The following is a 24,270-nucleotide window of genomic DNA, read 5'->3' on the forward strand; positions in this document are numbered from 1 at the left end:
AAGGGCGCCACAGGGGACGCCCTTCGCAATTCTCGAAAGTTGCCGAAGCCGTTAGTTCGGAGTGACCTTCTTGTCGTCATCTGACGAAGGCACCGGAACCTTCTTATCCTTATCCGTACCGCTCGAAGGAGCGGCGGCCGGCGCGGGAGTTTGGCCCGACGGCGTCGCGCTGGACGTCTCCGGTCCCTTCGCCTTGCCGTCGAGGAAGCTGATTGCATACTGCAACTGCGTATCCTTGTCGGCGTCCTTGGCGACGTAGGACGGCGAGCCTGAAGGTTCGCCCAGATCATCGTCCTTGGTCTGGTCGCTGCCATCGGGGTTCTTCAAGTGGCCGCGAAGGCTCGCTTCACCGCGCGGCTTCTCCGATGCGATCTTGTCCTTGAGATCATCCGGCACGGCTTCCTCGACCGCGATGTCCGGATCGATGCCCTTGGCCTGAATCGACCGGTTCGACGGCGTGTAGTAGCGCGCCGTCGTCAGACGGATCGCCCCATTTGCGCCGAGCGGAATGATCGTCTGCACCGAGCCCTTACCGAACGAACGCGTGCCGATGACGGTCGCGCGCTTATGATCCTGCAACGCGCCCGCGACAATTTCCGATGCCGAAGCCGAGCCGCCGTTGATCAGGACGACCATCTTCTTGCCGTCGGTGATGTCACCCGGACGAGCGTTCGCACGCTGCGTCTCCTCGTTGTTGCGGCCCTTCGTCAGAACGATCGCACCCTGCTCGAGGAAGTCGTCGGAGACGGCGATGGCCTGGTCGAGAAGTCCGCCCGGATTGTTGCGCAGATCGATGATGTAGCCCTTGATGTTCGGGCCGATTTGCTTGTCGAGGCTCTCGATCGCCTTCACGAGGTTGGCGTGCGTCTGCTCGTTGAACGTCGAGATCTTCACGTAGCCGATGTCGCCTTCGACACGCGACTTGACCGGGTTGATGCGGATGACGTCGCGGGTGACCTTGACGTCGAATGGCTCATCTTTGCCCTTGCGGACGATCGTCAGCGTAATCGGCGTGTTGACCGGGCCGCGCATCTTTTCGACGGCCTGCTCCAGCGTCAGACCCGAGATCGCTTCGTTGTCGAGATGCGTGATGAGGTCGTTCGCCTGCAGACCGGCCTTGGAGGCGGGCGTATCGTCGATCGGAGACACGACCTTGATGACGCCGTTCTCCATCGTCACCTCGATGCCAAGCCCGCCGAACTCGCCGCGCGTCTGGACTTGCATATCCCGGAAGTTCTTCGGGCTCATGTACGAGGAATGCGGATCGAGCGATGACAGCATGCCATTGATCGCCGATTCGATCAGCGCGGTATCGTCCGGCTTGTCGACATAATCGGACCGCACGCGCTCGAGCACGTCGCCGAAAAGGTCGAGCTGCTTATAAAGTTCCGAATTCTGCGATGCCGTCGCTGAGTACGTTTGGGTGACGTTGAGGAGCGTCGTCGCCCCGGCCAAACCCGTCATCAGCAGGAATGTCCAGAATGCATAGTCTGTCTTGCGCATTAGCCTTGTACCTTCTGCTGACCTGATGCCCACCAGGGATCGGGATCGATAGGACGTCCATCTTTACGAAGTTCAACATATAAAACGGGTCCGCTTACTGGTGTCGCGGACGACGAATTCTTTTGACCACCACTCATTGTACCGACGGGCTCCGCGGTCAGCACGAACTGTCCCGGCTGGACATCGATCTGAGACAATCCCGCGAGAAGGACATGATAGCCGTCGCCCGCGTTGATGATCAAGAGTTGCCCATAGCTGCGGAATTCACCCGCATAGACCACCCACCCGTCGCACGGCGAAGTGACCTGCGCGGCCGACCGCGTCTCGATCACGATACCTTTCGACTGTCCGCCAAATTGTGTTCTTTCGCCGAACGTTAAGGCCCGTCGGCCCTGAGCGGGCAGAGGCAGCTTGCCCCGCGCATCCGAAAAGGGGATCGCTGGTTTGATTCGCCCAGCGCTGCCGGGGATAAGCGAGGCGCCAGCTGGTGCGAGCTCGACCATAGCGACTTTTTGGCCATCGGCAGTCGGCCTAGTGCTGCTGGCAGAGGCGGCAGCAATCTGCGGAGCTGCATCGGCGGCAGCGGATTGAGGCGGCGCTGGCGCTTTGGAATTGCCAGCGGCGTTGGATGCGGCCTTTGCGGCAACGGGCGCCGCTGCTGTCGCCTCAGCCGTCTTGGCAGCAGCATCAACCGGCGGCGGCATGATGATTTGCGGGCCGGACGCCACGGCAGCTGACGCGGACCGGATACCTTCGGCCTGATGACGCTTCTTCAGCTCTTCGTCGTAAGCGCCGAGACCGGTTTTCTCGGTCACCGCGGCGTCAAGCTTGTCGATGAGATCTGACAGACCCGACACGCGTTTGGAGATGTCTGCCGATTCCTGTTTGACGGCAGCCAGCTGCGATTGTCTGTCCGCCAGCGTCAGCTTCTTGGCTTCCATCAGACTAGCGAGCCGCGTCCGTGCTTCGTTGAGCCGGTCCGTCTCCGCCTGCAGCCGCGCGCCTTCCGTGCGGATGTTGCCCATCACGCGCTGGAGGTCCGCGAGTTGCGTTCCAAGGCTCAACGCCTGATCGCGAAGATCCGGAAAGGCCGAAGCAAGCAGCATCGCGCTGCGCACCATCTTGAGAGCATCCTCGCGCCGGGTCACCAGCACCGGCGGAGGATTGCGGCCCATCTTCTGCAAAGCGCTGAGCAGAGCCGCGATTTCACCGTGACGCTGCGCGAGCGACCCCCGGACAATACGTTCCTGCTCTTCGAGTTCGGACAGACGACCCTCGATTGCCGTCATCTGGCCTTCGCTGCGCTGAATGAGACCTGCCGTGTCGATGAGGCGGCTGTTCAGCCGCTCGCGCTCCGCGCCGAGTTCCATGACGTCCGACTGGATGGTCAACTGCTTCGCGCTGTTGACGTCGAGTTCGTGTTTCTTCTCCTGGAGAATGCGCTTTGCCGTTTGCGGATCTGTCGGCATCGCATCTTGGGCGAAGCCCGAATGCGGCAGGAGGAAGAGCGAGGCGGCCATGAACCCGGCGATTCCGGCACGCGACGTCGCCTCGCCAAAGCGAGACCGATATGTGCGCGACGCCGGTTGGTTCTTTGACACGAGGCCTCAGATCTCAGGGTGCTCAGGACCGGGAAGATCGGTAGGTGCCCGTCTTGAAGCCGGAAGTGCGGATAATGCCGCCGAAAAATTAAGGCATTTGCGGCCGAGAGCAAATTTCAAATGCGTAATGCTTCGCCGACGGACGCTTTTGCGCGTTAACCGCTGAGGACGCCAGCCATATTGAAGATTGCCGGCCTCCCCCTGAAGGCTTAAGCAGCTTGATCGCTCCGATCGCGGATACGACAGATGCAAACATTTCTCTACCATGCCACGACGGTTGCCGTTTTCGCCGTCCTCATCGTGTTGCTGCTCGGCCTTTGGAACATGATGAGGGGCGGTAATCCCAACCTCAGCCAAAAACTGATGCGCCTGCGTGTCGGCCTGCAGTTCGTGGCAATCCTCATTATCATTGCCTACGCCATTGTGACCCACTAATGGCCGCTTCCGGTCGCACCGGGGGCAAATCCTAGGGCGCCGGTGTAGTATTCACCGTTTTCTCGGGCAGGTAAGCCAACGCAGGTAAGATACCCATGGTCGTTCTCAATCGCATCTACACCAAGACCGGCGACGCCGGAACGACGGCCCTCGGCAGCGGCGAGCGCGTTCCAAAGACGTCCCCACGCATCGCCGCCTACGGCACCGTCGACGAAACCAACGCCGCAGTGGGCGTCGCTCGCACCCATCTTGCCGGCCGCGAGCCTGAAGTCGATGCGATGCTTCTGCGCATTCAGAACGATCTGTTCGATCTCGGCGCCGATCTCTGCGTGCCTGACAAGGGCGAGAAGCTTCCCTACGAGCCGCTCCGCGTATCCGAAAGCCAGGTGACGCGGCTCGAGTCGGAGATCGATCAGATGAATTCCGAACTCGAACCTCTGAGATCCTTCATCCTGCCCGGTGGTACGGCCGCCGGAGCCGCTCTGCACGTCGCCCGCACCGTATCCCGCCGGGCCGAGCGCCTGATGGTCGAATTGGCGAACGTTCCAGGCGAGACCGTGAGCGCCCCCGCCCTGAAGTACGTCAACCGCCTCTCCGATTTCCTTTTCGTCGCCAGCCGCTACGTCAACGACCGCGGCAAGGCGGATATTCTCTGGGTACCAGGGAAAAACCGCTAGGTATCGCCAAGGCAGTGCCTAAACCGGAAACACGTAACTTAACTGACTTTTTTGCCCACGCCGCGACGCACGCGACGATTGACTTGAGCAAAACCCACCCGTAGCTTTCGCTCTTCGCAGTTGCGAGAATTGCCCTTTCAACCAGAATGTGTGTTCCGGCGCGAGGGCATTGATCACACTTAGATTTGTGGACCCGCGCTGCAAAGAAACCCGCGTTCGTCCGAAACGCGGGAAACAACAAACAGGGGAGCGCCAGCATCCTGGCGAGTGGCATGAAGATCGTTGTGCCGGTCAAACGCGTCGTCGACTATAACGTTAAAATTCGCGTCAAATCCGACGGCTCGGGCATCGACCTGGCAAACGTCAAGATGTCGATGAACCCGTTCGACGAAATCGCCGTCGAAGAAGCCGTGCGTCTGAAGGAAAAGAGCGGCGCGCAGGAAGTCATCGCGGTCTCGATCGGCACCACGAAAGCGCAGGAAACACTACGCACTGCCCTGGCCATCGGCGCTGATCGGGCCATTCTGATCGAAGTTCCCGAAGGCACCACGGTCGAACCGCTCGCAGTCGCCAAGCTTCTGAAGGCCCTCGTCGAAGCCGAAAAACCCGATCTCGTCATTTTGGGCAAACAGGCGATCGACGACGACAGCAATCAGACAGGCCAGATGCTGGCGAGCCTGCTCGACTGGCCGCAAGGCACGTTCGCGTCCAAAGTCGTGACTGAAGCTGGATCCGTTTCCGTCACCCGCGAGGTCGATGGCGGCCTCGAGACGATCAAGCTCAAGCTACCGGCAATCGTCACGACGGATCTGCGCTTGAACGAGCCGCGCTATCCCTCGTTGCCCAACATCATGAAAGCCAAGAAGAAGCCGCTCGATGTCAAGAAGCCGGAAGACTTTGGCGTCGACATCGCCCCGCGGCTGAAAGTCCTGAAGACTGCCGAACCGGCCACGCGGAAGGCTGGCGTCAAAGTCGGTAGCGTCGCAGAGCTGGTTGAGAAGTTGAAAAGCGAAGCGGGAGTACTTTAATAATGGCGACACTTCTTCTCGCAGAGCTTTCCGGCACGACGCTGGCTCCGGCTACTGCAAAAGCGCTTTCCGCGGCGAAGGACCTTGGCGGCGACGTTCACATCCTTGTTGCTGGCTCCGACGTTGGTAGCGCCGCCGAGACCGCAGCTAAGCTTGCCGGCGTTTCGAAGGTCCTCGTCGCGGACGCTCCTCAACTGGCGAACGGTCTCGCCGAGGAGCTGGCAGCGGTTATCCTCTCCGTTGCTAAGGATTATTCCGCCATCGTCGCTCCCGCGACGGCGTTCGGCAAAAACGTTCTGCCCCGCGTTGCGGCCAAACTCGATGTGATGCAGATCTCCGACATCACCAAGGTTGTCTCACCCGATACCTTCGAGCGGCCGATCTACGCCGGCAACGCCATCCAAACGGTCCAATCGCCTGAGGCGACGAAAGTCATCACCGTGCGGACGGCCGCCTTCGCCTCCGCGCCGGAAGGCGGTTCAGCGAGCATCGAGAAGATCGCCGCGCCCGGCGCCATTGGTGTCTCGACATTCGAGAAGGCCGAACTGTCGAAATCCGATCGCCCAGAGCTTACATCGGCCAAGATCATCATCTCGGGCGGCCGCGGCATGGGCAACGGCGAGAACTTCACGAAGTACATCGAGCCGATCGCCGACAAACTCGGCGCCGCGATGGGTGCCTCGCGCGCCGCTGTCGACGCCGGCTTCGTTCCCAACGACTGGCAGGTGGGGCAGACCGGCAAGGTCGTCGCCCCCGACTTATACATCGCCGTCGGCATTTCCGGCGCGATCCAGCATCTTGCTGGCATGAAGGATTCCAAAATCATCGTTGCGATCAACAAGGACGGCGACGCACCGATCTTCCAGGTCGCCGACTATGGGCTCGTAGCTGATCTCTTCCAGGCGTTGCCCGAGCTTGATGCCGAACTTCAAAAAGCTGGTCGCTGAGTGACGACGTAAACCCGCGAGGACACGACTTTCATGCCGCAAGCTCAGAAGCTGATGGAAAAAGGCAAGGTCGGCGTACAGCCTGCCCGGACGATCAGCAAGGTCGGCGTCATCGGCGCCGGCCAGATGGGCAGCGGCATCGCCCACGTCGTGGCACTCTCAGGCTACGACGTCGCCATCAACGACCTGAAGAGAGAGTCCTTCGACAAGGGCCTCGAGGCCGTCACGAAGAACATGGCGCGTCAGGTCGCAAAGGGCCTCATCACCGAAGAGACCCGCAATCAGGCGCTGGAACGCATTTCCTTCGCACCCTCGCTCGAAGCCTTCGGTGATTGCGACCTCGTCATCGAAGCCGCCACCGAAGACGAGGCGCTGAAACATAAGATTTTCGCTGCCCTTTGCCCGCATTTGAAGCCGACAGCGATGCTGGCTTCGAACACCTCTTCCATTTCGATTACACGGCTGGCGTCGAACACCGATCGCCCGGAAGACTTCATCGGCATGCACTTCATGAATCCGGTGCCGCTGATGGAACTCGTCGAGCTGATCCGGGGCATCGCCACGGAAGACGAGACCTTCGCCACCGCCAAGACGTTCGTCGAAAGCCTCGGCAAGACCACCGCAGTTTCCGAGGATTTCCCGGCCTTCATCGTCAACCGCATCTTGCTGCCGATGATCAATGAGGCCGTCTACACGCTCTACGAAGGCGTCGGCACGGTCGAAGCGATCGACAAGGCGATGAAACTCGGTGCGCATCATCCGATGGGTCCGCTGGAGCTCGCGGATTTCATTGGCCTCGACACCTGTCTAAGCGTCATGCAGGTGCTCTACGAAGGTTTGTCGGATTCAAAGTACCGCCCGTGCCCGCTGCTCGTGAAGTATGTCGAAGCAGGTTGGCTCGGCCGCAAAACAAAGCGCGGCTTCTACGATTATCGCGGCGAAAAGCCTGTTCCGACGCGCTGACGCCGCTGAACGTTATCCTCCGACCACTCCGCTCAGCACACCGGCGATCCCGCCTCTGGTGATGAGCATCCCCAGTCCCGGATAGACGACCAGCCAGGACAACGCTGCGATCAACAGCGTCACGCCGATTGCGATCGGCCAGGACATTCCCCAGAACCGCCGGTGGCTTGCCGTGACAAACACGAGCACACCCAGAAGCGTCAGGACCACGAGTCCTTCCCAGAAAGCCTTGAAGTCAAAGTTGATCTGGTTTTTCAGCAGAGCGACGCTGACGACAAAGAAGACCAGCGATGCCAACATCCAAAGAATGGCGCCATAGCTGACGCTGAGGACGCACAGCTTCACGTATGACATCGGCGTACGCCGCCGCGTTCCAAGCCATCGGCAGATATAGAACTGGATCGGCGTCAGGATCGCCATGCCGATGTACTGCACCACCTCGTTGCGGATGACTTCCGAACTGTCGGCGGTGTTCTGCAAATTGAACAGCGCGGCGTACACCCGCGGCAGAATCACGAACGATAGGGTCAGCTGGGCGCCAACCGTCGCGGTCAAAAATCCCCACTGCGAGCGATACGTCGGATCATCCGTCAGCCGGATGATGGTATCGACGGGACGCAGAAGGAATGACAGCGCGACCGCGAACACGCCGTTGCTTCCGTGTGAACTCAAGAACTCGGACGTGAGACTGCCCCAGCCTTCTGAGACGTGCTCCGCGGAAGATGAGGGGCCGATCGTCCCCGCCGGAGATCCGCATGCACCGCAGAATTTCCCGTGCAAAGCGGCACCGCAGTTCGAACAAAAACGAGCGTTCGCCGTCCCCGCCTGCGCCGCCGAATCCGCCATGGCCGTGAACCCCCGTGCCGTCCTATCGGAACGGTCTTCTAACATGAGCGTTTGACGCCAGAAACTGGCGCCTGCCGCCGTTCCACGATATGCAGCCCCTTTCTCGATCTTACTGCAGCGGAATGGAAACATGGTTCAAGCCAGACGCGTGGCTTTGGTGACGGGCGCGGGCTCAGGCATCGGCAGAGCCGTGGCCATAAAGCTAGCAGGAGCCGGCTTTGACGTGACCCTTCTCGGCAGACGCCGCGAAGAGCTCGAAAAGACCGCTGATGCCGTGTCCGCCTCGGGAACGCGCATGCTCATCACCCCAGCCGACGTGAGCGTCGAGGAATCGGTGATCGGTGCGTTCAATCAATGCCGAGAGGTGTTTGGACGGCTCGATGTGCTTTTCAACAACGCAGGGACGTTCACTGAAGGTCTGCCCATCGACAAACTGCCGTTGGCCGAGTGGAAGCGTGTTGTCGATGTCAATCTGACGGGCTGCTTCCTGTGCGCGCGGGAAGCCGTTCGGATCATGAAGACGCAAAATCCGAAAGGTGGGCGGATCATCAACAACGGCTCGATTTCCGCTCAGGTGCCGCGGCCGTTTTCCGTCGCCTATACGGCAACGAAGCATGCGATCACCGGCCTGACCAAATCTCTGTCGCTCGACGGCCGCTCGGACAACATCGCCTGCTCGCAGATCGACATTGGCAATGCCGCGACCGACCTGACGGCCAAGATGGGAAGCGGCATTCTACAGGCGAATGGCAACACGATGGTCGAACCGCGCATGGACGTGGCTCACGTCGCCGATGCGGTGCTCTACATCGCCAACCTGCCACTCGACGCGAACGTTCAATCGATGACGCTGATGGCGACGGCGATGCCGTTCGTCGGCCGGGGCTGACGGGATCGGCGAGTAACAAAAAAGAGAGCCGGCCAGAAGAGAGATGCGCTTCTTCTGGCCGGTTCCCCGCTACCCTGCGGCGGCACTCCGGGGGCAAGACATAGCCGTCACGCCGTTCGCAGAGATTTCAAACGGACGGATCAGTTCGGCAACAGCACGCCGTCGATCACATGGATCACGCCATTCGACTGATTTACGTCAGCGATCGTAATCTTGGCTTTGTCGCCCTTGCCGTCGACGACCCACCAGCCGCCCATGTTGTCGCCTTCGATTTTGATGTGCTCGCCCTCGACGGTCTTAAGATCGACCTTGCCGCCATTGGCCTTCGCTTCCTTGGAAAGCTTCGCTGCGGAATAGTCGCCAGCGACCACGTGATACGTCAGCACATTCGTGATCTGCGTCTTATTCTCGGGCTTGAGGAGATTAGCGACCGTCCCGTCAGGTAGCTTGTCGAACGCCGCATTGGTCGGCGCGAACACCGTAAACGGGCCTTTTCCTTCGAGCGTCTTGACGAGACCGGCAGCCTTGACCGCTGCGACGAGAGTCGTGTGATCCTTCGAGTTGACGGCGTTTTCAATGATGTTTTTGGAGGGGTACATTGCGGCTCCCCCGACCTCGACGGTCTTTTCCATGGCGAACGAGTTGGCCGCGATGCCGGTCGACAAAGACAGGGCAAAAACGGCGGCGCACAACATTTTTGTGCGGTTCAGACTGGGCATTCGAGTTCCTCCGGGTTGCAGCCTCCGTTACTGGAGGTCCCCGGAGTTACGGATCGATTTTGCGAGAGTTTCAGACGGTGGACTTTTTTTTAATCGCAAATTCAGCGGGTGCTTGGAACAAGCTTGCCTGCAAAAACGACAGGTCCCGTCGGCTTGCCGGTCGGCGACCCGCCCTCAGGCTCGAGACTGACGGCGTAGGTTGCGCTCGCTATGACGTCAGGCTTGTAAGCCGCGAGCGTTGGCCGCGTCGCAGCCGTTCCCTGGTCGATCACGCCGAGCGACTTGGGCGCGCCGAGGCTATCCTGCACGATCCAGAGTTCATAACTCTTGCCCTCCGGATGTTTTGCCGCGATCGGCTGCACGGTCATCAGCCGATCATCGATATTGACGGTGACGAGAAATGCGGGCGATGCCGCATCCTTCTGAAGCACGGCAACAAGATTTGGCTGCTTTGATCTTGATGCGAACTGACCAACGCCGACAAAAAGAACGAGCCCAGCCGCGATCGCCGATGCGGCGAGTGCCGTTGCGCGCCAGAATTCAAGCCTTCGACGCAGCTGAACGACCGTCGATCCGTCGAGCGAAGATTCTGATTGCCCGTCAATCCGCCGAAGAAGCTTCGCAAACAACTCATCTCGGGGCGGCGTTTCTCCAACGATCTCATTGAGCGGCGATAGCCTGCGCTCCCAAGCAAGAATGGCGCTGTCGAGGTCCGGCTCACGCAAGCGCCGTGCGGCGACCATTGTTCTCTCTTGAGCATCGAGAGTTCCGATGACGAATTCACCGGCAAGAGCATCGATATCTTCGTTGTCCGTCATGACAGACAACCTTTCAGCTGAACAAGCGAACGCCGAAGCCACGTCTTGATCGTGTTCACGGGCTGAGCATATGACGCGGCCAGCTCATCGCGCGTCATTCCTTCGCAATAGGCCTGAACGATCATGCTGCGGCGATCGGGTTGAAGCCGATCGAGGCACTCCCAAAGCTTTTTGCCGTCTTCGGAGCGCAGCAGAACCGCGAGCCCGGTTTCCTCCTCTGAAGGCATATCCTGAACTTCCGGATGATCCTCGATCGAGTCGGGTGTTCTTCGACGCACCTCGTCGAGCGCGCGGTTTCGTGCGATCGCCGCCATCCACGAGATGGGCGATGCCTTGTCAGCCCTGTAATCCCCCGCGCGTTCCCAAATCCTCACGTAGACCTCTTGAAGTACCTCGTCAGCAAGATCTCTGCGTCGCAAGATACGAAGTACGATTCCGTAAAGTTTCGCGCTCGTCGCCCGGTAAAGACCAGCAAAGGCTTGCCGATCCTTGCGGGCAACAAGTTGTAGAAGCGCTGTTATGTCTTCGGCAGCCATCGTTGTCGATCTTCTATCGCCATGGTCGGGAGGCTGAGTGCTTGGTTTCCTACCAGCTTCCACCTTATGTACGTTAGCCCGACGTTCCGCGGATGACTCCATGCCGGCGTCCCGAGATGGCGAATGACGTTCATCTCCCGTGATTTACGTGCGAACCGGGCTCTGCGGTCGACCACAACAGCCAAGCGGCGACAAACAATAGACTGACGGCGAGGATACGCCGCGTGATGCGCATTCGGTTCGCGTCTTGCAACGACGGCCGCATTGTCGATGCCAGCATAACGATCGTGGCATGAACAAGCGTTGCGACGCCGGCATAAGCTATCGACAATGCCAGCGTCTGCTGCAAGAGATTGCGGCTCGGGTCGACGAATTCGGGCAGAACCGCAACGTAGAAAACAGCCGCCTTGGGGTTCAAGACATTCGTGATGAACCCACGGCCGAAATACGTGCGGATCGACTGGGACTGGCCATCGTGGTGAACGCTGGGCTCGCCTCCGCTCCAGATGTCGTAAGCGAGCCAGACCATGTAAAGGACGCCGAACCAGCGCAGCAGCGTAAAGAGGAATTTTGATTCCGCTACGAAGGCCGCAATTCCGAAGGCTGCCAGGATGCCGATGACGAGGAGGCCCGACGCAATCCCCGCCACCATTGCGAAGCCGGCGCGCCTCCCATCCACCAGACTGAGCACGGCCAGGTAAGTCATGTTGGGACCAGGCGTCAGCTCGATGATGAACGACACCCAGAGGAAGGCCAACGGCACGAGCGAAGATGATGTCTCCGAAAGCGCGGGCGACATCCTGGCCTTTCCTACCCGGTTTTCAGACCGGTTTCGGTCTTCAGAAACTCTGTGAGATCGCGCGTCATATAATGAACGTGCTCCGGCAGCTCGCGCCATTCGCGAACTTTGAGTTGTGCGGGATGATCGATGTAATCGGAATGCACAAGAACGGTCGTCATTCCAAGAGATGAGGCTGGCTCGAGATTGTGCGGCATGTCCTCGAACATCGCTGCCCGCGCCGAAGTCACGGCATGCAGCTTGAGCATGCGGTCGAAAGCTTCGCGCTCAGGCTTCGGAATGAACTCGAGTGCCGCGATATCGCAGATGTCTTCGAACAGGTGCAGCACCCCGAGCTTTCGCGCAACGTTCTCCGCGTGACGCCGCGATCCGTTCGTGAATATCAGCCGCCGCCCGGGAAGAGCCTCGATCGCCGCTGCGAGATCCGGCAGCTCGGGCACGACGGAGAGATCGATGTCGTGCACATATTCGAGAAACGGACCCGGCGGCAGCTTGTGGACTTTCATCAGTCCAGCAAGCGTTGTACCGAACTGACGATAGTACGCTTTCTGCAGATGACGCGCGTGCTCGCGAGGCACGCCCAGGGACTTGGCGATATACGCGCTCATCCGCTGGTCGACTTGCGAGAAGAGATCGCAAGACGCGGGGTAGAGCGTGTTGTCGAGGTCGAAGACCCACACCTCAACCTGACCGAAGCCGCGCCGCGCGGCCGCGCTCGGCAAATTCGCTGCTTTCGCCGCGATCGCCATCAGGTCTTGCCCTTCTTCCGATCCGGCCGTTTGACCAGCGTGCCGACGCCGTGCTCGGTAAAGAGTTCGAGCAGCACGCAATGGGGCACGCGTCCGTCGATAACGACAACGCCTTCGACGCCCGCCTCAACGACTTCAATGCAGCCCTCGATTTTCGGGATCATGCCGCCTGAGATCGCGCCGCTTTTGATCATCGCCCGCGCTTCATCGATCGTAAGGCTCGGAATGAGCTGTTTGTTGCCATCGAGCACGCCGGTGACATCCGTGAGCAGCAGCAGGCGCTTGGCCTGCATGCGCGCCGCCAGCGCCGAGGCAAAGGTGTCGGCATTGACGTTGAGCGTCTCGCCCTCGCGGCTGATCGCGACGGGCGCGATCACCGGAATGAGATCCGATTTGGAAATCACCTCGACAATGTGCGGATTGATCTCGATCGGATCCCCGACATAGCCAATGTCGACGTTCGTCATGACGTTCGACTGCGGGTCCGGCATCTCCGTGATCTTTTTAGCGATCATGAGATTGGCATCTTTGCCCGAAATGCCGACCGCCTTGCCGCCCTGCTGGTTGATCGCCGACACGATCTCCTTGTTGATCTTGCCGGCGAGCACCATTTCGACGACCTCGACCGTCGCCTTGTCGGTCACGCGCAAGCCGTGCACGAAGTCTGATTTGATGGCGAGCTTCTGAAGCATGTTGCCGATCTGCGGTCCCCCGCCGTGCACGACGATCGGATTTATGCCCGATTGCTTCAGATAGACGATATCCTGGGCGAAGGCGCGGAACAGAGCTTCATCGCCCATAGCGTTGCCGCCGAATTTGATTACGACGTTCTTCTCGTCATAATCGATAAGATGCGGGATGGCTTCGGCAAGGATACGCGCCTGCTGATGCGCCGTAAGCGGAGCTTCGACGGGCGCGGCGGCAACTGTTTCCGAATGGCTTTTTGCTGACATCTCGAAGCTCCCCCTATATCACAATTCGGCGCGCCGGCGGGGAGCCGGGCGTCTGGTCGCGGTCTTATAACCTCTCGGTGGACGGCCTCAATCGATTTAACCGGCGCGATGCCCGGCGGGCGGTCCTGACGCAGGCGTTTGTGGGGCTTCTGGGGACGAAAGACGTTCCCAGCCTGCCAACAGCCGTGCCATTGCTATAACCTTGCCATCCGCGCGTGTTTTCGACACGCTATCGCAATGAGTCTTGGCCAGTCTTGCCCGTCTTGGCCTTCGTTTCAGGAGATCCCGTGGGCGTGACGGCAACAGACATTGCGCAGATTCCGATGTCGCCCGAGTTGGCGGGAACATTGGCTCGCGGCGCTGAATTTGCCGGCGAGACCGGGAGTTCAGAGGTGTCGCTTGAGCATTTGCTCGCCGCCTTGTGTGACGATCCCGATGCCCTCGCCGTGCTCGATGCGAGCCATATCAGCAGCGAGCGAATCAAAGGCGACGCAATTCATCGCGTTCTGCAAACGGCTGAGCAAGACCCGGTCCCACAGGATTCTCTTGGCGTATCGGCTGAGGTGCGTCGCATCCTTGAAGCGGCGGCAGCGGCGGCGCGGGGCAGCCGCCGGCGCGATATCAACGGCGCAATTGTGCTTGCCGCGATCGTTGGCGACGCCAGAAGCGTCGCGGCCGAGATCCTGGAAACCCACGGGCTGACATTCGAGAACGCCATCCGCGCCCTGCAGCAAGCCCTCCAGCCGCCACGCGAAGCTGCACCTCCGCAACAGCCGCAGCCGCCGCTGGCCGACGACGTTCTGGCGCGGGCGCGCGAGCGCGTCCAATCGCGCTCCGCTCCCTCCCTGCGCGATATAATGAAGGATATGCCGCGGCCGGCGCCAATGATGCCGCCGCACGAGCCAATCCCCGAACCGCCGATGCCACAACCACCGGCAGCGGAGCAATATTCACCTCATGACCAGTCATCCGCCGATCCATCGTTCGCCGCTACGGATGCCGAGGATCGCGCGGCGGACCGACACAAGCAGCCCGATCACCAAATTCCGGACATGAACACGGCCCCATCTTTTGAGCCGACATTCGGTGGTGGTCCGATCGGTCCGCCTGCGCCCGCCCCCACGTCACTCGACATCGGTGGGACCTCGCGGGAGGAAAACGCCGTCCCATCAAAAGCAGAACCGCGAACCGAACCCCGGCGATCGCCGTTCGCCGCCAGCCCCGTTCCGGGTTCCCACGACCAATCCCCGCCCCAGCCCGGACCTCATAACCCGAGATCGCGCGCGCATTCCGGTCCTGCGCCCCGGCCTGATCCGTCCTTCGGCGCTCCGCGTCCAGGACCGAATACGAGCCCAAGCGTCGCGCCTCCTGGGCAGAGTGGCTATCCGCCCGAGCCTTCGCTGCCGCTTCCGGCGCGTCCCACAAGCCCGCCTCAGGCGGGTCCAGAAGGCGGCCAGGACGGTCCATCTTTCCAGCTGCCGTTCCCGTCGGCTCCGCATCAAGCCGCCCCGAATCCCGCAGCGGTATCGGCCCCTGCACCGCCGCCGGAAATTTTCAGTCTGCCGCCGCGGCCACAGCCTTCCCGCGTCCAGCCTCCGCCGATCCCAGCAGGACCGCGACCGGGCGCTTCCTCTCCGGCCCCCGCTCCGCAGGGACAGCCGGGCCGATACCCTCCCCAAGGGCCAAGCTTTTCGACCGGCGCGCCAGTGCCCGGACCCAACCTCGGGGCGCCGGGCCCGCAGCCGAATCTCGGCCAAGGTACCGTCTTTCGTCCTGATGCCCTTTCCGGAGCTCCGGCGGGACAGCAGCCCACGGCCAAAGCACCGCCTCAGCCTCAAGCTCAAGGCCAGCCGCGCCGGGCGGCGAAGCGCAGCAAGGGCGCACACGTCGAAACGGGCCAGCTTGCCGAGAACATCCCGCGCACGATGCGCGTCGGAAAAACCGTGCGCGCCGAGGTACGTATCGCGAAGGCATCGATAAACGCGCTGACGGAAGGCCTCGATGGCGGCGGTAAAGTCTGGCAGCACGCCGTCGCCGTCACCAAGGCGATGTCGGTCCGCCTGCGCGCGCCCGATGGCGGCTTCTTCATCGAATCGGCTTCCCCAGAGACGCAATGGATCGAGGGCAATCTCGGTTATGCGAGCGACGACTTCGCGAGTTGGCGGTTCCTGATCACGCCGCAGGCGCGTGGCTGGTCGGATCTTCAGATCATCGTTTCAGCGCGAACTGTCGGAACAGACGGCGTCGCGGCCGAAACGGCGCTTCCCGATCAGATCGTCGAGGTCAAAGTCCGCACCAACATCGGCAGGACGGTGGCGCGCATTCTAGGTTGGACCATCGCTGCGGTGATCGGCGGCGCACTCGCAACGTTCGGAGAGACGGGAATGACCGTCGGTACGGCACTTCTAAAGAAGTTCGGTCACTAGGCGCGTCAGCCTTAGCCGCCGTGCGCTTCGAGAAGCTGTGCGATCGTTCCCCGCAGCTCTTCAAAGCCCAGCGCCTTCTCCGACGACGTCTGAATGATGTGCGGAAACGCGGCGGGATGTTTCGCGAGCGCCTTCTGCGTGCTGTCCGCGACTTTCTCAAGATCAGTCTTGCTGATTTTGTCGACCTTGGTCAGGACCACCTGATAAGAGACCGCCGCGCCGTCGAGCAGCGCCATGATCTCGTCGTCGACGGGCTTCAGCCCATGGCGCGCGTCGACCAGTAGAAACACACGCAACAACGTTCGCCGTCCGGCCAGGTAGGCCCGGAGAACTTTGTTCCACGCGGCAACCTTGTCCTTCGGCGCCTCGGCAAATCCGTACCCTGGCATGTCGACCAGATAGAGATCGTGATTGGGCTCGGTGAAGAAGTTGAGCTCTTGCGTCCGCCCCGGCGTATTCGACGCGCGGGCAAGACGCAGCTGTCCTACGAGCGCGTTGATGAGACTTGACTTGCCGACGTTGGAGCGCCCCGCGAACGCAATCTCGGGCCGGTCGTCGGGAGGCAGATGATCGAGATCCGGCGTGCCGCGCGAAAACGTCCAGGCGCGCGTGAAGAGACGGCGACCGTCCTCGATCTCTTCAGCCGATAGCGTCCGCTCGTCGCTCGTCATGGGCGATGTCCAAAAACGAAGGCCTGAGAGAGCTCAGGCCTTTCGAATATCCTACTTGCCGGAGGTTCCGTCCCCACTCGCTCCGAATAATCGCAGGAGTGGCGCAAAGGTGCGTCTGAGATTTCCGAATAGATGAATCTCAGCCCCGTTCTTCTTGTTGATCCAGAGCTGCTGCGAGATCGACAGCGTGTTGCTCCAAGCCCAGTAGATCACGAGGCCCGCCGGGAAGCTCGCCAGCAGGAATGTGAACATGACCGGCATCCATTGGAAGATCTGCTGCTGGATCGGATCAGGCTGCGGCGGGTTAAGTTGCATCTGAACCCACATCGTTATGCCCATGATCAGCGGCCATGCTCCCAAATGCAGGAACGTCGGCGCGTCGAACGGCAATAGTCCGAACAAGTTGAACACGGACGTCGGATCCGGCGCCGAGAGATCGTGGATCCAGCCGAAGAACGGCGCATGCCGCATGTCGATGGTGACAAACAGCACCTTATACAGCGCAAAGAAGACGGGGATCTGCAGCAGGATCGGCCAACAGCCAGCCAACGGATTGATCTTCTCCTTGCGATAGAGCTCGAAGATTTCTTTCTGCTGGCGCTGAGAGTCGTCTTTGTACTGCTCTTTGATCCGCTGCATTTCGGGCTGCATCTTCTTCATGCGCGCCATGCTCTCATACTGCTTGTTGGCGAGCGGATAGAAGGCAGCCTTCACGATCACCGTCAGGATGAGAATGGTGATGCCGAAATTGTGGACGATGCCGTTGATGAACTCCATCAGGCGGAAGAGCGGCCGCGTGATGAAATAGAACCAACCCCAATCGATCAAACGATCAAAGCGCAGGATATTGAGCGCCTTTTCATAGCCATCGATCAGCGACGCTTGCTTGGCCCCGGCGAACAGATGGCCCTCGATGCCTTTGCGCTCTCCCGGAGGCACCGCGAGCGAGCCGCGCAGATAGTCCGTTTGGAACGCATCGCGGCCCGACGGATCGCGCGCGGGGAGAGCAGAATAGGTGGCACGATATGGCGTCTTCTGATCTGGAACGAGAGCGGTCGCCCAATATTTGTCGGTGATGCCAAGCCAGCCGCCGACGACATTCTCAAACGTCTTCGGCACGCTTTCCTTCAGCGCATTGGCGTAGGTGTCTTCGACAAGCCCATGGTCGCCCGATACGCCGACCAGGCCTTCGTGCAGCACGCTGTAGACTTGCGACGGCGGGTGGCCGCTGCGGTGGACGCGCGCGTAAGGAAGCAGCGTGATCTCGGCGTTCGTCTTGTTCTCCACCTCGTCGACGACCTTGAACATGTAATCCTGGTCGAGCGAAATCGTGCGATGGAACAGAACGCCCTGGCCGTTGTCCCAGACGAGGGTGATCGGCGTCTCGGGCGTCAGCGTCGTGCCGCTCTCAACCTTCCAGAGAGCGTCTCGATCCGGCACCTTCAGCGATGAGCCAACCTGCGGCACCCAGCCGAATTCGGCGAAGTACGGGTCGAACGACCCTGCCGGTGAGAGCAGTGTCACCATGGGGCTGTTGGGGTCCACGGTCTCCCGGTATTTCTTCAGGATGAGGTCGTCGATGCGCCCGCTTTTGAGATCGATCGACCCTTCGAGCGATGGCGTTGCGATCGCAATGCGAGGTGTCGACTTCAGGATTTCGTCGCGCGTCATCGCCGTCGTCGGGGCCGGCTGCTGACCAGCACCTGGCACAGCGGTGGACGGGGGCGCGACAGGGTTGGCTGGCGAATTGGCAACGTTCGGCGGGCTCTCCGACGTCGCCTTCCCCGCGTTCTGCGCATCGAGCTGTTTGTTGAATTCCTGGCGCGCCTGCTCGTGCTTGATCTGAGGGCCCGCGAAAAAGTACTGCCAGCCCATCAGCACGAGGATCGAAAGCACCACGGCGATGATCAGGTTATTCTGGTCTTTTGGATCGCTAGGAGAGCTCATTCAATCCTCGGGTCAGGCCGGGCTTCTCGGGGCCGGTTCAGGTCCGGAAGCGATGGGGGAAACTGGTCATAAAAGGAAGGGGACACCCAGTCACGCTGCCCCTTTTTTCTTGGGCTGGACGTGCTTGCTGGCGTGGAGAGCGGAAATCGCTCGGTCGACGTCTTGAAGAAGCAGATCAAAGGGCCGCTCCAGTGCGGCATGCCGCGCAACGACGACGTAATCGCAGGCGCCCAGCGTCTTATTCTTGATCTCGGATGCGAACGCAGCTTTGAGCCGCCTGCGGATGCGATTCCGCGTGACGGCGTTGCCGATTTTCTTGGTGATTGTGAAGCCGAACCGTGGGCCGATGGCGTCGCGGGACCCGCGGGCCGGACCTGCAGCGGAACGTTCCCGCATCTCGATGAGAAACGCCGGCGTAGACTGACGCCGGCCGCCGCGAACAGCGAGAAATTCGGAACGCGCCTTGAGAGTTGGCAGGATAGGAATGACAGCCTCCAGAGCCGCGTACGAGCGACAGCGGGGCCTAAACGCTGGACCCGACTAGGCCGAAAGGCGCTTACGGCCCTTAGCGCGACGGCGTGCAAGGACCTTCTGACCACCGGCAGTCAGCATGCGTTTGCGGAATCCGTGGCGGCGCTTGCGAACAAGGCGGCTCGGTTGATATGTGCGCTTCACGGAAGTCTCCGTCCAAGTCTCTCAGGCCGAAGTCCAAGCGGAAACAACGGCGAAATTGTTGATATTTTTCCGAACCTTAACAAATACGCATCGCCTGGGCGGAAAACCCCAGCCGATTTCGCATGTCTCCGGAATTCGCGCTCTTATAGTGAGCGGTTGAGGGCAAGTCAACGCACCCGCCCGTCCGATCCAGAAGCGGGTTGCCCCACCGGTACGCTCGCGGCAGGGGATAGCATCCAATCTGCCACGCGAAAAGTTCGCTGCCGTATTAAGGTGCGCACACTCGCCGCTACTTCTGGACGCCCTCATGCCTAAGGACATGGCCGAAACGGCCTCGCCCCCGCAGACCATCGATGCCGACATCTGCGTGATCGGCGCCGGTTCCGGAGGCATCGCGCTGGCAACCGCCGCCGCCGCGTTCGGGCAACGCGTCGTTCTGATCGAAAAACATCGGATGGGCGGCGACGGCCTGAACTATGGAAGCGTCCCGGCCAATGCACTGCTCGCCGCCGCGCATCGCGCCGAAGATATGCGCCAAGCATCGCTTTTTGGCATCGAAGCTGTCGAGCCGACGGTCAATCACGCTGCCGTCAATCGCTATATTGCTGGCGTTATTGCCGCGATCGCGCCCAACGTATCGGTCGAACGTTTCGGCGGCATGGGTATTCGCGTCATCTCGGCTGCGGCCAAATTCGTGAATCGCAAGACCATCGCGGCCGGTGAATTCCAGATCTCAGCGCGCCGCTTCGTGATCGCGACGGGCTCGTCGCCGGTCATCCCTCCCATCCCGGGACTGGCGGATGTTCCCTATTTCACCAACGAAACGATCTTCGACAACAAGGCGCCGATCGCGCATTTGATTGTCGTCGGTGCCGGCAGAACTGGACTTGAGCTTGCACAAGCCCATCGCCGGTTGGGGTCGCAAGTCACCGTCATCGATCAGGGCCGTGCAATCACCGACGAAGATCCAGAACTTTCCGTCATCTTGCTCGCTCGACTAGCCGCGGAAGGCATCGCGCTGCGCGAAGACACCCGCATCAAGCGCATTTCTGGAACTGTCGGGCGTATGCTCGTGGAAGTCGACGGGGCTGAATCAGGCAACGTCGAAACGATCGAAGGCACCGCCGTGCTCATTGCAGCCGGTCGCAAAGCAAACGTTGCCGACCTCGGTCTCGACACGGCTGGCATCAAGGTGAATGGCAAAGTCATAAAAACCAACGATGGCCTGAGAACGACGAACAAGCGGGTCTTTGCCATTGGCGATGCCGCCGGCCGTCAGCGATATGCCCATATCGCGGGCGAGCACGCCGATGTCGTTTTAAGGCGCCTTCTTTTCCGCTCTTCCGCCAAGACGACTGGTCGCTCCGCCCCCCGCGTCATGTTCACCGAGCCGGCCCTCGCCAGTGTCGGTTTGAGCGAAGCGGAAGCCCGGGACAAGCACGGCCGCGTGAATGTTTTGCGCTGGCCCTACCACGAAAATGATCGTGCCCAAATCGAGGGCAAGATCGAAGGCCACATTAAGGTCGTCACCACCACGCGCGGCCAAATACTGGGCGCCGCTATCGTCGGTGCTCACGCCGGCGAACTTATCCAAATGTGGTCGCTCGCGATCTCCCAGCGCCTCAATATTAAGGCAATGACCGAGTGGATTTCGCCCTATCCGACTTTTTCCGAGATCAACAAACGCGCCGCTATTCGTTACTTTGCAACACTTCCAAGTAACCCCTTTTTGCGCAAAGTGATCGCCTTGCTGGCGAAGCTCGGTTAATGATCTCCGCCTAGGAGATGCCCGACCCAGTGCAGCGCGCGATAATCAACGGCAACGATCACGATAGCGATGACGGCAAGAAAGGGAGATCTCTCTTGCTGGCGCCATGGCACGCGATCACGCGCTTCTGGGAAAGCCGTGGCCTTCCGACAAAGCTCATCATTCTGACAGCCGTCTTCGTCTTGGTTGCCGAAGCACTGATCTTCCTGCCGTCGATCGCCAGCTATCGCGTGACATGGCTGCAGGAGCGATTGACTGCCGCCCAGCTTGCGGCCTTGACGTCGGACGCATTTCCCGGCGGACAAATTCCATCCGCGCTGCGCGCCGACCTACTCAGAACCGCGCAGGTGAAAGCAATCGCCTCGCGTTCCGCCGGCGAACGTCGCTTGGTGTTTCCGCCGGAAGGCGATCTCACGATCGATTACGTCTATTATCTTCCACCCGAAGCAGATTCATTCTGGGACAGCCTCTCGACCCGTTTCGAACAAGCGCGGGACGCGGTCACCACGCTGCTTTCCAATAACCGCACCATTCGCGTGATCGGTCACAGCGGCCCCGACAACAACGCACTCATAGAGATCGTCATCCCCGAGGCGCCGCTGAAAGCCGCGATGATCCGCTACGGCATGAACATCCTGTGGCTTTCGATCGTACTGTCAGTGCTGACGGCCATTGTCGTCTATTTTGCCTTGAGCCGCCTGTTCGTAAAGCCGCTGACGCAAATCACCACCAACATGCTGCACTTCGCAGAAAATCCCGAAGACCAAGCGCGCATCATGCCGAACACTGGACGGCGCGACGAAATTGGCGTGGCGGAACGAGAACTTGCGAGCATGCAGCGTCAGCTCTCGAGCCTTCTCGCGCAAAAGAACCGTCTCGCTCAGCTCGGAATGGCTGTCTCCAAGATCAACCACGATCTTCGCAACATGCTGGCGAACGCGCAGCTCATTTCCGATCGCCTCGTCGCCATTCCCGATCCTACGGTCCAGCGCTTCGTGCCGAAACTCATCGCGTCTCTCGACCGCGCCATTCAGTTCTGCAATTCCTCCCTGCAGTTTGGCGGCGTCTCGGAAGCCACGCCGCGGCGCGAGCTCATCCCGCTGAAGCCGTTGGTCGATGAAGTTGCCGACAGCCAAGGCCTTCCGCGTGAGGGCTCCGTGGCTTTCGTCGAGAACGTCGAGCCGGGACTTTTGATCGATGCCGATCGCGAGCACCTGTTTCGCGCCTTGAGTAACCTCATTCGCAATGCCGTACAGGCGATCGAGAGCATCGAAGGCAAGACCGACGGCGAGGTCCGCGTCGACGCGCGCCGCGAAGGCCGCCGCGTTTTCATCGACGTCGCGGACAACGGATCTGGCGTTCCCAAGAAGGCGCGCGAAAATCTCTTCAAGGCCTTCCAGGGATCGACCAAGAAAGGCGGCACCGGCCTCGGCCTTGTGATCGCCGCCGAACTTGTCCAAGCGCACGGCGGCTCTCTTACGCTTCTCGACAGTCAAAGTGGCGCGCGTTTCCGGATCGAGCTCCCCGACCGCGCGTTCGATTGAACGCACGCAGGCCCGGAAATTTGGCTGCGAATCGGAAGCGCGGCGACGCGTCACCGCCCGGATAAAAGAGGGGCCTTGCGCTCGGCGACGCGACCCACTAGAGAGGGTGCCTTCGTCGCCCGGCCCTGCCGCCGGATGGGCTTCCAGCCCCAACGCAACGAAAAAAGCGCCGGTAGCTCAGTTGGATAGAGCACCAGACTACGAATCTGGGGGTCGTGGGTTCGAATCCTTCCCGGCGCGCCATCTAATTTCACATCGCCTCGAACATCACTTCGAACCCTTTGCGGTTTCCCCTACTATTGAACCGTGAGCCGCCGCACATCCTCGTACGAGGATATCTTGTACACAAGATTTCCTTTGATCAGATATAGCCAGTCCAGCTTTTCTGTTTGTGCCAGATCTTCTGGCGTCACCGCGTAGAGTTCATCATTGAGAAGATCTCGGAAATTGTCGGAACAATACGCGGGAGATAACCCTACGAGTTAGACCTGCCTGCCCTCAAAGCCGCACTGGTTCCGATATCGGCAGGGCGACAGCGGATCGGATGTCATTTCTCCTTTGACGCAGTCTAGGTAGGGGAATGATCGGCTCCACGGCTACCGCTAGCAGGAACAAAAAGCTCGCGTATCCAGCGGTCGAGCGCGCGCAAGTACCGCGCTTCCAATAGTTCCGCCCCGTAAGCGACGAAAACAGTGATGATCACGCTCGTTACAATAACGAGAGGTGCTGACTTCCAGGCCGAGTGCGGATGAGCCTGCGAATGAACAAGACACCAAGATGTCCAGCTGGCGATTACCGGAAACTGCATGAAATACAGTGGAAATGAGATCCTCCCAAGAAATTGGGAGGCGTTGGAGCGCATGAATCCTACACAGTCGCTTGACGCATAAAGAACGAATACGAGAACTGCCGCTTCGACGTATCTGCCTGCATCATTGGGAGTGACATAGGGGTTGGTGAATACATTGAAACCGACCAGTCCGACCAAAGATAAGGCGCAAAGCAAGCGACCGAAAGGCAGTTCCTGCAGGTCTACAAAAGTCCCTTTCGCACGCAAAATACCGAGGCTAATGCCAACGAAAAAAAGTGAGAATACCGACCCAAGGATCATCAGGTAGACCGAAGCGCTCAAGCAGACAGTCAGCGGACTCACCAAGCGCCGATAAACCATCCCTACTGAAAACACGATCAGCGACCCAACCAATTCGATCCCCATCGGCCAGAGGAACGGATTGTAGGATTTCTGAAACGTGGGATCGGTGAAAACTCCCATCAAGCTGTACCGAAAAACGTCCCCGAGGGAGGGCTTGAAAGGCAAGAACAATCCAAACCAATCCGCTCGTTGCGCGATAGGAGATGCCTCATGATTGAAAGTTAGCCCCAACTTCATCAGGGCATACACTGTCAGGCTCGAAAACAATATAGGTCCGACAAGACGAAAATAGCGCTTTACAACAACTCGTTCGTTTAGGCCGCTCCGAGAGGGATCGGTGAACGTCAGCGATAATGCGTCTCCCGATAAAATGAAGAAGACATACACGGCTAGTGTACCATCGAGCGCCGAATGGATGAGTGGCGACCTGTAGCTAGGGCGGATAACGCCGAATACCTCCCACACCAGATGAAAAAGTAAAACGACGAGGGCCGCCCAACCGCGTATTCCGTCGATCTCGATCTGTCGGCGTGGTGTCTGAAGCGAACTGCGGCTAGTGACAGAGCGTACCGTTTGCATGCACACCAGATCGAAAGGCGAAACTAACCCGCCGCCCAATGCCG

Annotated in this window: 24 protein-coding genes, 1 tRNA gene and 1 pseudogene; 11 read left to right on the forward strand and 15 right to left on the reverse strand. The window is 60.1% G+C overall.

The features are described from left to right. Positions 1-51: 51 nt before the first annotated feature. Both EKK30_RS02380 and EKK30_RS02385 read right to left on the reverse strand, forming a co-directional pair. Positions 52-1,503 (reverse strand): S41 family peptidase, encoded by a 1,452-nt coding sequence (locus EKK30_RS02380; protein ID WP_290979711.1) that lies wholly within the window; start codon positions 1,501-1,503, stop codon positions 52-54. Further along, positions 1,503-3,023 carry a peptidoglycan DD-metalloendopeptidase family protein gene (locus EKK30_RS02385; RefSeq protein WP_290979714.1) on the reverse strand — a complete coding sequence of 507 codons (1,521 nt, stop codon included), beginning with the start codon at positions 3,021-3,023 and terminating at the stop codon, positions 1,503-1,505. Before EKK30_RS02385 ends, EKK30_RS02380 begins: the two co-directional genes overlap by 1 nt. Positions 3,024-3,350: 327 nt before the next feature. Here EKK30_RS02385 and EKK30_RS02390 point away from each other — a divergent pair, with 327 nt between their 5' ends. The 5 genes from EKK30_RS02390 (at position 3,351) to EKK30_RS02410 (ending at position 7,154) form a co-directional block, all read left to right on the forward strand. Then, positions 3,351-3,539, forward strand: coding sequence for a twin transmembrane helix small protein (locus EKK30_RS02390; protein WP_290979717.1), 189 nt, complete (start codon positions 3,351-3,353; stop codon positions 3,537-3,539). A gap of 95 nt (positions 3,540-3,634) precedes the next feature. Then, positions 3,635-4,216: a cob(I)yrinic acid a,c-diamide adenosyltransferase gene (locus EKK30_RS02395; protein ID WP_290979720.1), complete on the forward strand. Its 582-nt coding sequence runs from the start codon at positions 3,635-3,637 to the stop codon at positions 4,214-4,216. Between the two features lie 272 nt (positions 4,217-4,488). Beyond that, complete coding sequence (locus EKK30_RS02400; protein WP_290979723.1) at positions 4,489-5,244, forward strand: electron transfer flavoprotein subunit beta/FixA family protein; 756 nt, start codon at positions 4,489-4,491, stop codon at positions 5,242-5,244. A 2-nt stretch (positions 5,245-5,246) separates the two neighbouring features. After that, positions 5,247-6,191 (forward strand): FAD-binding protein, encoded by a 945-nt coding sequence (locus tag EKK30_RS02405; protein ID WP_290979726.1) that lies wholly within the window; start codon positions 5,247-5,249, stop codon positions 6,189-6,191. 33 nt (positions 6,192-6,224) lie between these two features. Next, complete coding sequence (locus EKK30_RS02410; protein ID WP_290979728.1) at positions 6,225-7,154, forward strand: 3-hydroxybutyryl-CoA dehydrogenase; 930 nt, start codon at positions 6,225-6,227, stop codon at positions 7,152-7,154. Between the two features lie 12 nt (positions 7,155-7,166). On the opposite strand, the gene EKK30_RS02415 is transcribed toward EKK30_RS02410, so the two are convergent. Beyond that, positions 7,167-8,000: a zinc ribbon domain-containing protein gene (locus EKK30_RS02415; RefSeq protein ID WP_290979731.1), complete on the reverse strand. Its 834-nt coding sequence runs from the start codon at positions 7,998-8,000 to the stop codon at positions 7,167-7,169. Positions 8,001-8,130: 130 nt separating this feature from the next. Between EKK30_RS02415 and EKK30_RS02420 the strand changes: the two genes are divergently transcribed. Next, entirely contained in the window at positions 8,131-8,889 is a 759-nt protein-coding gene (locus tag EKK30_RS02420) for an SDR family oxidoreductase (RefSeq protein ID WP_290979734.1), read from the forward strand. Positions 8,890-9,029: 140 nt separating this feature from the next. Here EKK30_RS02420 and EKK30_RS02425 read toward each other — a convergent pair whose 3' ends face one another. The 6 genes from EKK30_RS02425 to argB all read right to left on the reverse strand — a co-directional run bounded on the left by EKK30_RS02425 (position 9,030) and on the right by argB (position 13,463). After that, entirely contained in the window at positions 9,030-9,584 is a 555-nt protein-coding gene (locus tag EKK30_RS02425) for a fasciclin domain-containing protein (protein WP_290980605.1), read from the reverse strand. 125 nt (positions 9,585-9,709) lie between these two features. Next, positions 9,710-10,426: an anti-sigma factor gene (locus tag EKK30_RS02430; protein WP_290979737.1), complete on the reverse strand. Its 717-nt coding sequence runs from the start codon at positions 10,424-10,426 to the stop codon at positions 9,710-9,712. Next, positions 10,423-10,962, reverse strand: coding sequence for a sigma-70 family RNA polymerase sigma factor (locus EKK30_RS02435; protein WP_290979744.1), 540 nt, complete (start codon positions 10,960-10,962; stop codon positions 10,423-10,425). Before EKK30_RS02435 ends, EKK30_RS02430 begins: the two co-directional genes overlap by 4 nt. A gap of 130 nt (positions 10,963-11,092) precedes the next feature. Then, positions 11,093-11,761 (reverse strand): LysE family translocator, encoded by a 669-nt coding sequence (locus tag EKK30_RS02440; protein WP_290979749.1) that lies wholly within the window; start codon positions 11,759-11,761, stop codon positions 11,093-11,095. An 11-nt stretch (positions 11,762-11,772) separates the two neighbouring features. Next, positions 11,773-12,510: a pyrimidine 5'-nucleotidase gene (locus EKK30_RS02445; RefSeq protein ID WP_290979752.1), complete on the reverse strand. Its 738-nt coding sequence runs from the start codon at positions 12,508-12,510 to the stop codon at positions 11,773-11,775. Next, positions 12,510-13,463 (reverse strand): acetylglutamate kinase, encoded by a 954-nt coding sequence (gene argB / locus EKK30_RS02450; protein ID WP_290979754.1) that lies wholly within the window; start codon positions 13,461-13,463, stop codon positions 12,510-12,512. The genes EKK30_RS02445 and argB overlap by 1 nt, the downstream gene beginning before the upstream one ends. A gap of 323 nt (positions 13,464-13,786) precedes the next feature. Between argB and EKK30_RS18140 the strand changes: the two are divergent. Then, positions 13,787-13,891, forward strand: a pseudogene (locus tag EKK30_RS18140) (hypothetical protein); the annotation flags it as partial. On the opposite strand, the gene EKK30_RS02455 reads toward EKK30_RS18140, so the two are convergent. Next, entirely contained in the window at positions 13,850-14,290 is a 441-nt protein-coding gene (locus EKK30_RS02455; RefSeq protein ID WP_290979757.1) for a hypothetical protein, read from the reverse strand. The pseudogene EKK30_RS18140 and the gene EKK30_RS02455 sit on opposite strands and share 42 nt — an antisense overlap. Positions 14,291-15,169: 879 nt before the next feature. Here EKK30_RS02455 and EKK30_RS02460 point away from each other — a divergent pair. Continuing rightward, positions 15,170-15,889, forward strand: a complete 720-nt coding sequence (locus tag EKK30_RS02460) for a hypothetical protein (protein WP_290979760.1) — start codon at positions 15,170-15,172, stop codon at positions 15,887-15,889. A gap of 11 nt (positions 15,890-15,900) precedes the next feature. Here the strand turns inward: EKK30_RS02460 and yihA are convergent, their stop codons facing one another. The 4 genes from yihA to rpmH form a co-directional block, all read right to left on the reverse strand. Then, complete coding sequence (gene yihA, locus EKK30_RS02465; RefSeq protein ID WP_290979761.1) at positions 15,901-16,560, reverse strand: ribosome biogenesis GTP-binding protein YihA/YsxC; 660 nt, start codon at positions 16,558-16,560, stop codon at positions 15,901-15,903. Between the two features lie 51 nt (positions 16,561-16,611). After that, complete coding sequence (gene yidC / locus EKK30_RS02470; protein ID WP_290979763.1) at positions 16,612-18,507, reverse strand: membrane protein insertase YidC; 1,896 nt, start codon at positions 18,505-18,507, stop codon at positions 16,612-16,614. A gap of 90 nt (positions 18,508-18,597) precedes the next feature. Further along, positions 18,598-19,005, reverse strand: coding sequence for a ribonuclease P protein component (rnpA, locus tag EKK30_RS02475; RefSeq protein ID WP_366927317.1), 408 nt, complete (start codon positions 19,003-19,005; stop codon positions 18,598-18,600). A gap of 42 nt (positions 19,006-19,047) precedes the next feature. Continuing rightward, the gene (rpmH, locus tag EKK30_RS02480; RefSeq protein WP_024275086.1) at positions 19,048-19,182 is read right to left on the reverse strand and encodes a 50S ribosomal protein L34; all 135 of its coding nucleotides are present in this window, start codon (positions 19,180-19,182) and stop codon (positions 19,048-19,050) included. Between the two features lie 307 nt (positions 19,183-19,489). Here rpmH and EKK30_RS02485 point away from each other — a divergent pair, with 307 nt between their 5' ends. The 3 genes from EKK30_RS02485 to EKK30_RS02495 all read left to right on the forward strand — a co-directional run bounded on the left by EKK30_RS02485 (position 19,490) and on the right by EKK30_RS02495 (position 22,737). Then, entirely contained in the window at positions 19,490-20,950 is a 1,461-nt protein-coding gene (locus EKK30_RS02485; protein WP_290979767.1) for an FAD-dependent oxidoreductase, read from the forward strand. A gap of 29 nt (positions 20,951-20,979) precedes the next feature. Next, positions 20,980-22,494, forward strand: coding sequence for a HAMP domain-containing sensor histidine kinase (locus EKK30_RS02490; RefSeq protein ID WP_290979770.1), 1,515 nt, complete (start codon positions 20,980-20,982; stop codon positions 22,492-22,494). A gap of 166 nt (positions 22,495-22,660) precedes the next feature. Continuing rightward, positions 22,661-22,737, forward strand: a tRNA-Arg gene (locus EKK30_RS02495). 325 nt (positions 22,738-23,062) lie between these two features. On the opposite strand, the gene EKK30_RS02500 is transcribed toward EKK30_RS02495, so the two are convergent. Further along, the gene (locus EKK30_RS02500) at positions 23,063-24,226 is read right to left on the reverse strand and encodes an acyltransferase (RefSeq protein WP_290979773.1); all 1,164 of its coding nucleotides are present in this window, start codon (positions 24,224-24,226) and stop codon (positions 23,063-23,065) included. Positions 24,227-24,270: the final 44 nt, after the last annotated feature.

The organism is Hyphomicrobium sp. (assembly GCF_003987855.1).
In the GTDB taxonomy this organism is placed as follows: domain Bacteria; phylum Pseudomonadota; class Alphaproteobacteria; order Rhizobiales; family Hyphomicrobiaceae; genus Hyphomicrobium_B.

What these genes read in the sequence shown, in the direction of transcription:
- EKK30_RS02380 (WP_290979711.1), bottom strand. Translation starts at nt 1,503, where the DNA reads ATGCGCAAGACAGACTATGCATTCTGGACATTCCTGCTGATGACGGGT.
- EKK30_RS02385 (WP_290979714.1), bottom strand. Translation starts at nt 3,023, where the DNA reads ATGGCCGCCTCGCTCTTCCTCCTGCCGCATTCGGGCTTCGCCCAAGAT.
- EKK30_RS02390 (WP_290979717.1), top strand. Translation starts at nt 3,351, where the DNA reads ATGCAAACATTTCTCTACCATGCCACGACGGTTGCCGTTTTCGCCGTC.
- EKK30_RS02395 (WP_290979720.1), top strand. Translation starts at nt 3,635, where the DNA reads ATGGTCGTTCTCAATCGCATCTACACCAAGACCGGCGACGCCGGAACG.
- EKK30_RS02400 (WP_290979723.1), top strand. Translation starts at nt 4,489, where the DNA reads ATGAAGATCGTTGTGCCGGTCAAACGCGTCGTCGACTATAACGTTAAA.
- EKK30_RS02405 (WP_290979726.1), top strand. Translation starts at nt 5,247, where the DNA reads ATGGCGACACTTCTTCTCGCAGAGCTTTCCGGCACGACGCTGGCTCCG.
- EKK30_RS02410 (WP_290979728.1), top strand. Translation starts at nt 6,225, where the DNA reads ATGCCGCAAGCTCAGAAGCTGATGGAAAAAGGCAAGGTCGGCGTACAG.
- EKK30_RS02415 (WP_290979731.1), bottom strand. Translation starts at nt 8,000, where the DNA reads ATGGCGGATTCGGCGGCGCAGGCGGGGACGGCGAACGCTCGTTTTTGT.
- EKK30_RS02420 (WP_290979734.1), top strand. Translation starts at nt 8,131, where the DNA reads ATGGTTCAAGCCAGACGCGTGGCTTTGGTGACGGGCGCGGGCTCAGGC.
- EKK30_RS02425 (WP_290980605.1), bottom strand. Translation starts at nt 9,584, where the DNA reads ATGTTGTGCGCCGCCGTTTTTGCCCTGTCTTTGTCGACCGGCATCGCG.
- EKK30_RS02430 (WP_290979737.1), bottom strand. Translation starts at nt 10,426, where the DNA reads ATGACGGACAACGAAGATATCGATGCTCTTGCCGGTGAATTCGTCATC.
- EKK30_RS02435 (WP_290979744.1), bottom strand. Translation starts at nt 10,962, where the DNA reads ATGGCTGCCGAAGACATAACAGCGCTTCTACAACTTGTTGCCCGCAAG.
- EKK30_RS02440 (WP_290979749.1), bottom strand. Translation starts at nt 11,761, where the DNA reads ATGTCGCCCGCGCTTTCGGAGACATCATCTTCGCTCGTGCCGTTGGCC.
- EKK30_RS02445 (WP_290979752.1), bottom strand. Translation starts at nt 12,510, where the DNA reads ATGGCGATCGCGGCGAAAGCAGCGAATTTGCCGAGCGCGGCCGCGCGG.
- argB (WP_290979754.1), bottom strand. Translation starts at nt 13,463, where the DNA reads ATGTCAGCAAAAAGCCATTCGGAAACAGTTGCCGCCGCGCCCGTCGAA.
- yihA (WP_290979761.1), bottom strand. Translation starts at nt 16,560, where the DNA reads ATGACGAGCGACGAGCGGACGCTATCGGCTGAAGAGATCGAGGACGGT.
- yidC (WP_290979763.1), bottom strand. Translation starts at nt 18,507, where the DNA reads ATGAGCTCTCCTAGCGATCCAAAAGACCAGAATAACCTGATCATCGCC.
- EKK30_RS02485 (WP_290979767.1), top strand. Translation starts at nt 19,490, where the DNA reads ATGCCTAAGGACATGGCCGAAACGGCCTCGCCCCCGCAGACCATCGAT.
- EKK30_RS02500 (WP_290979773.1), bottom strand. Translation starts at nt 24,226, where the DNA reads ATGCAAACGGTACGCTCTGTCACTAGCCGCAGTTCGCTTCAGACACCA.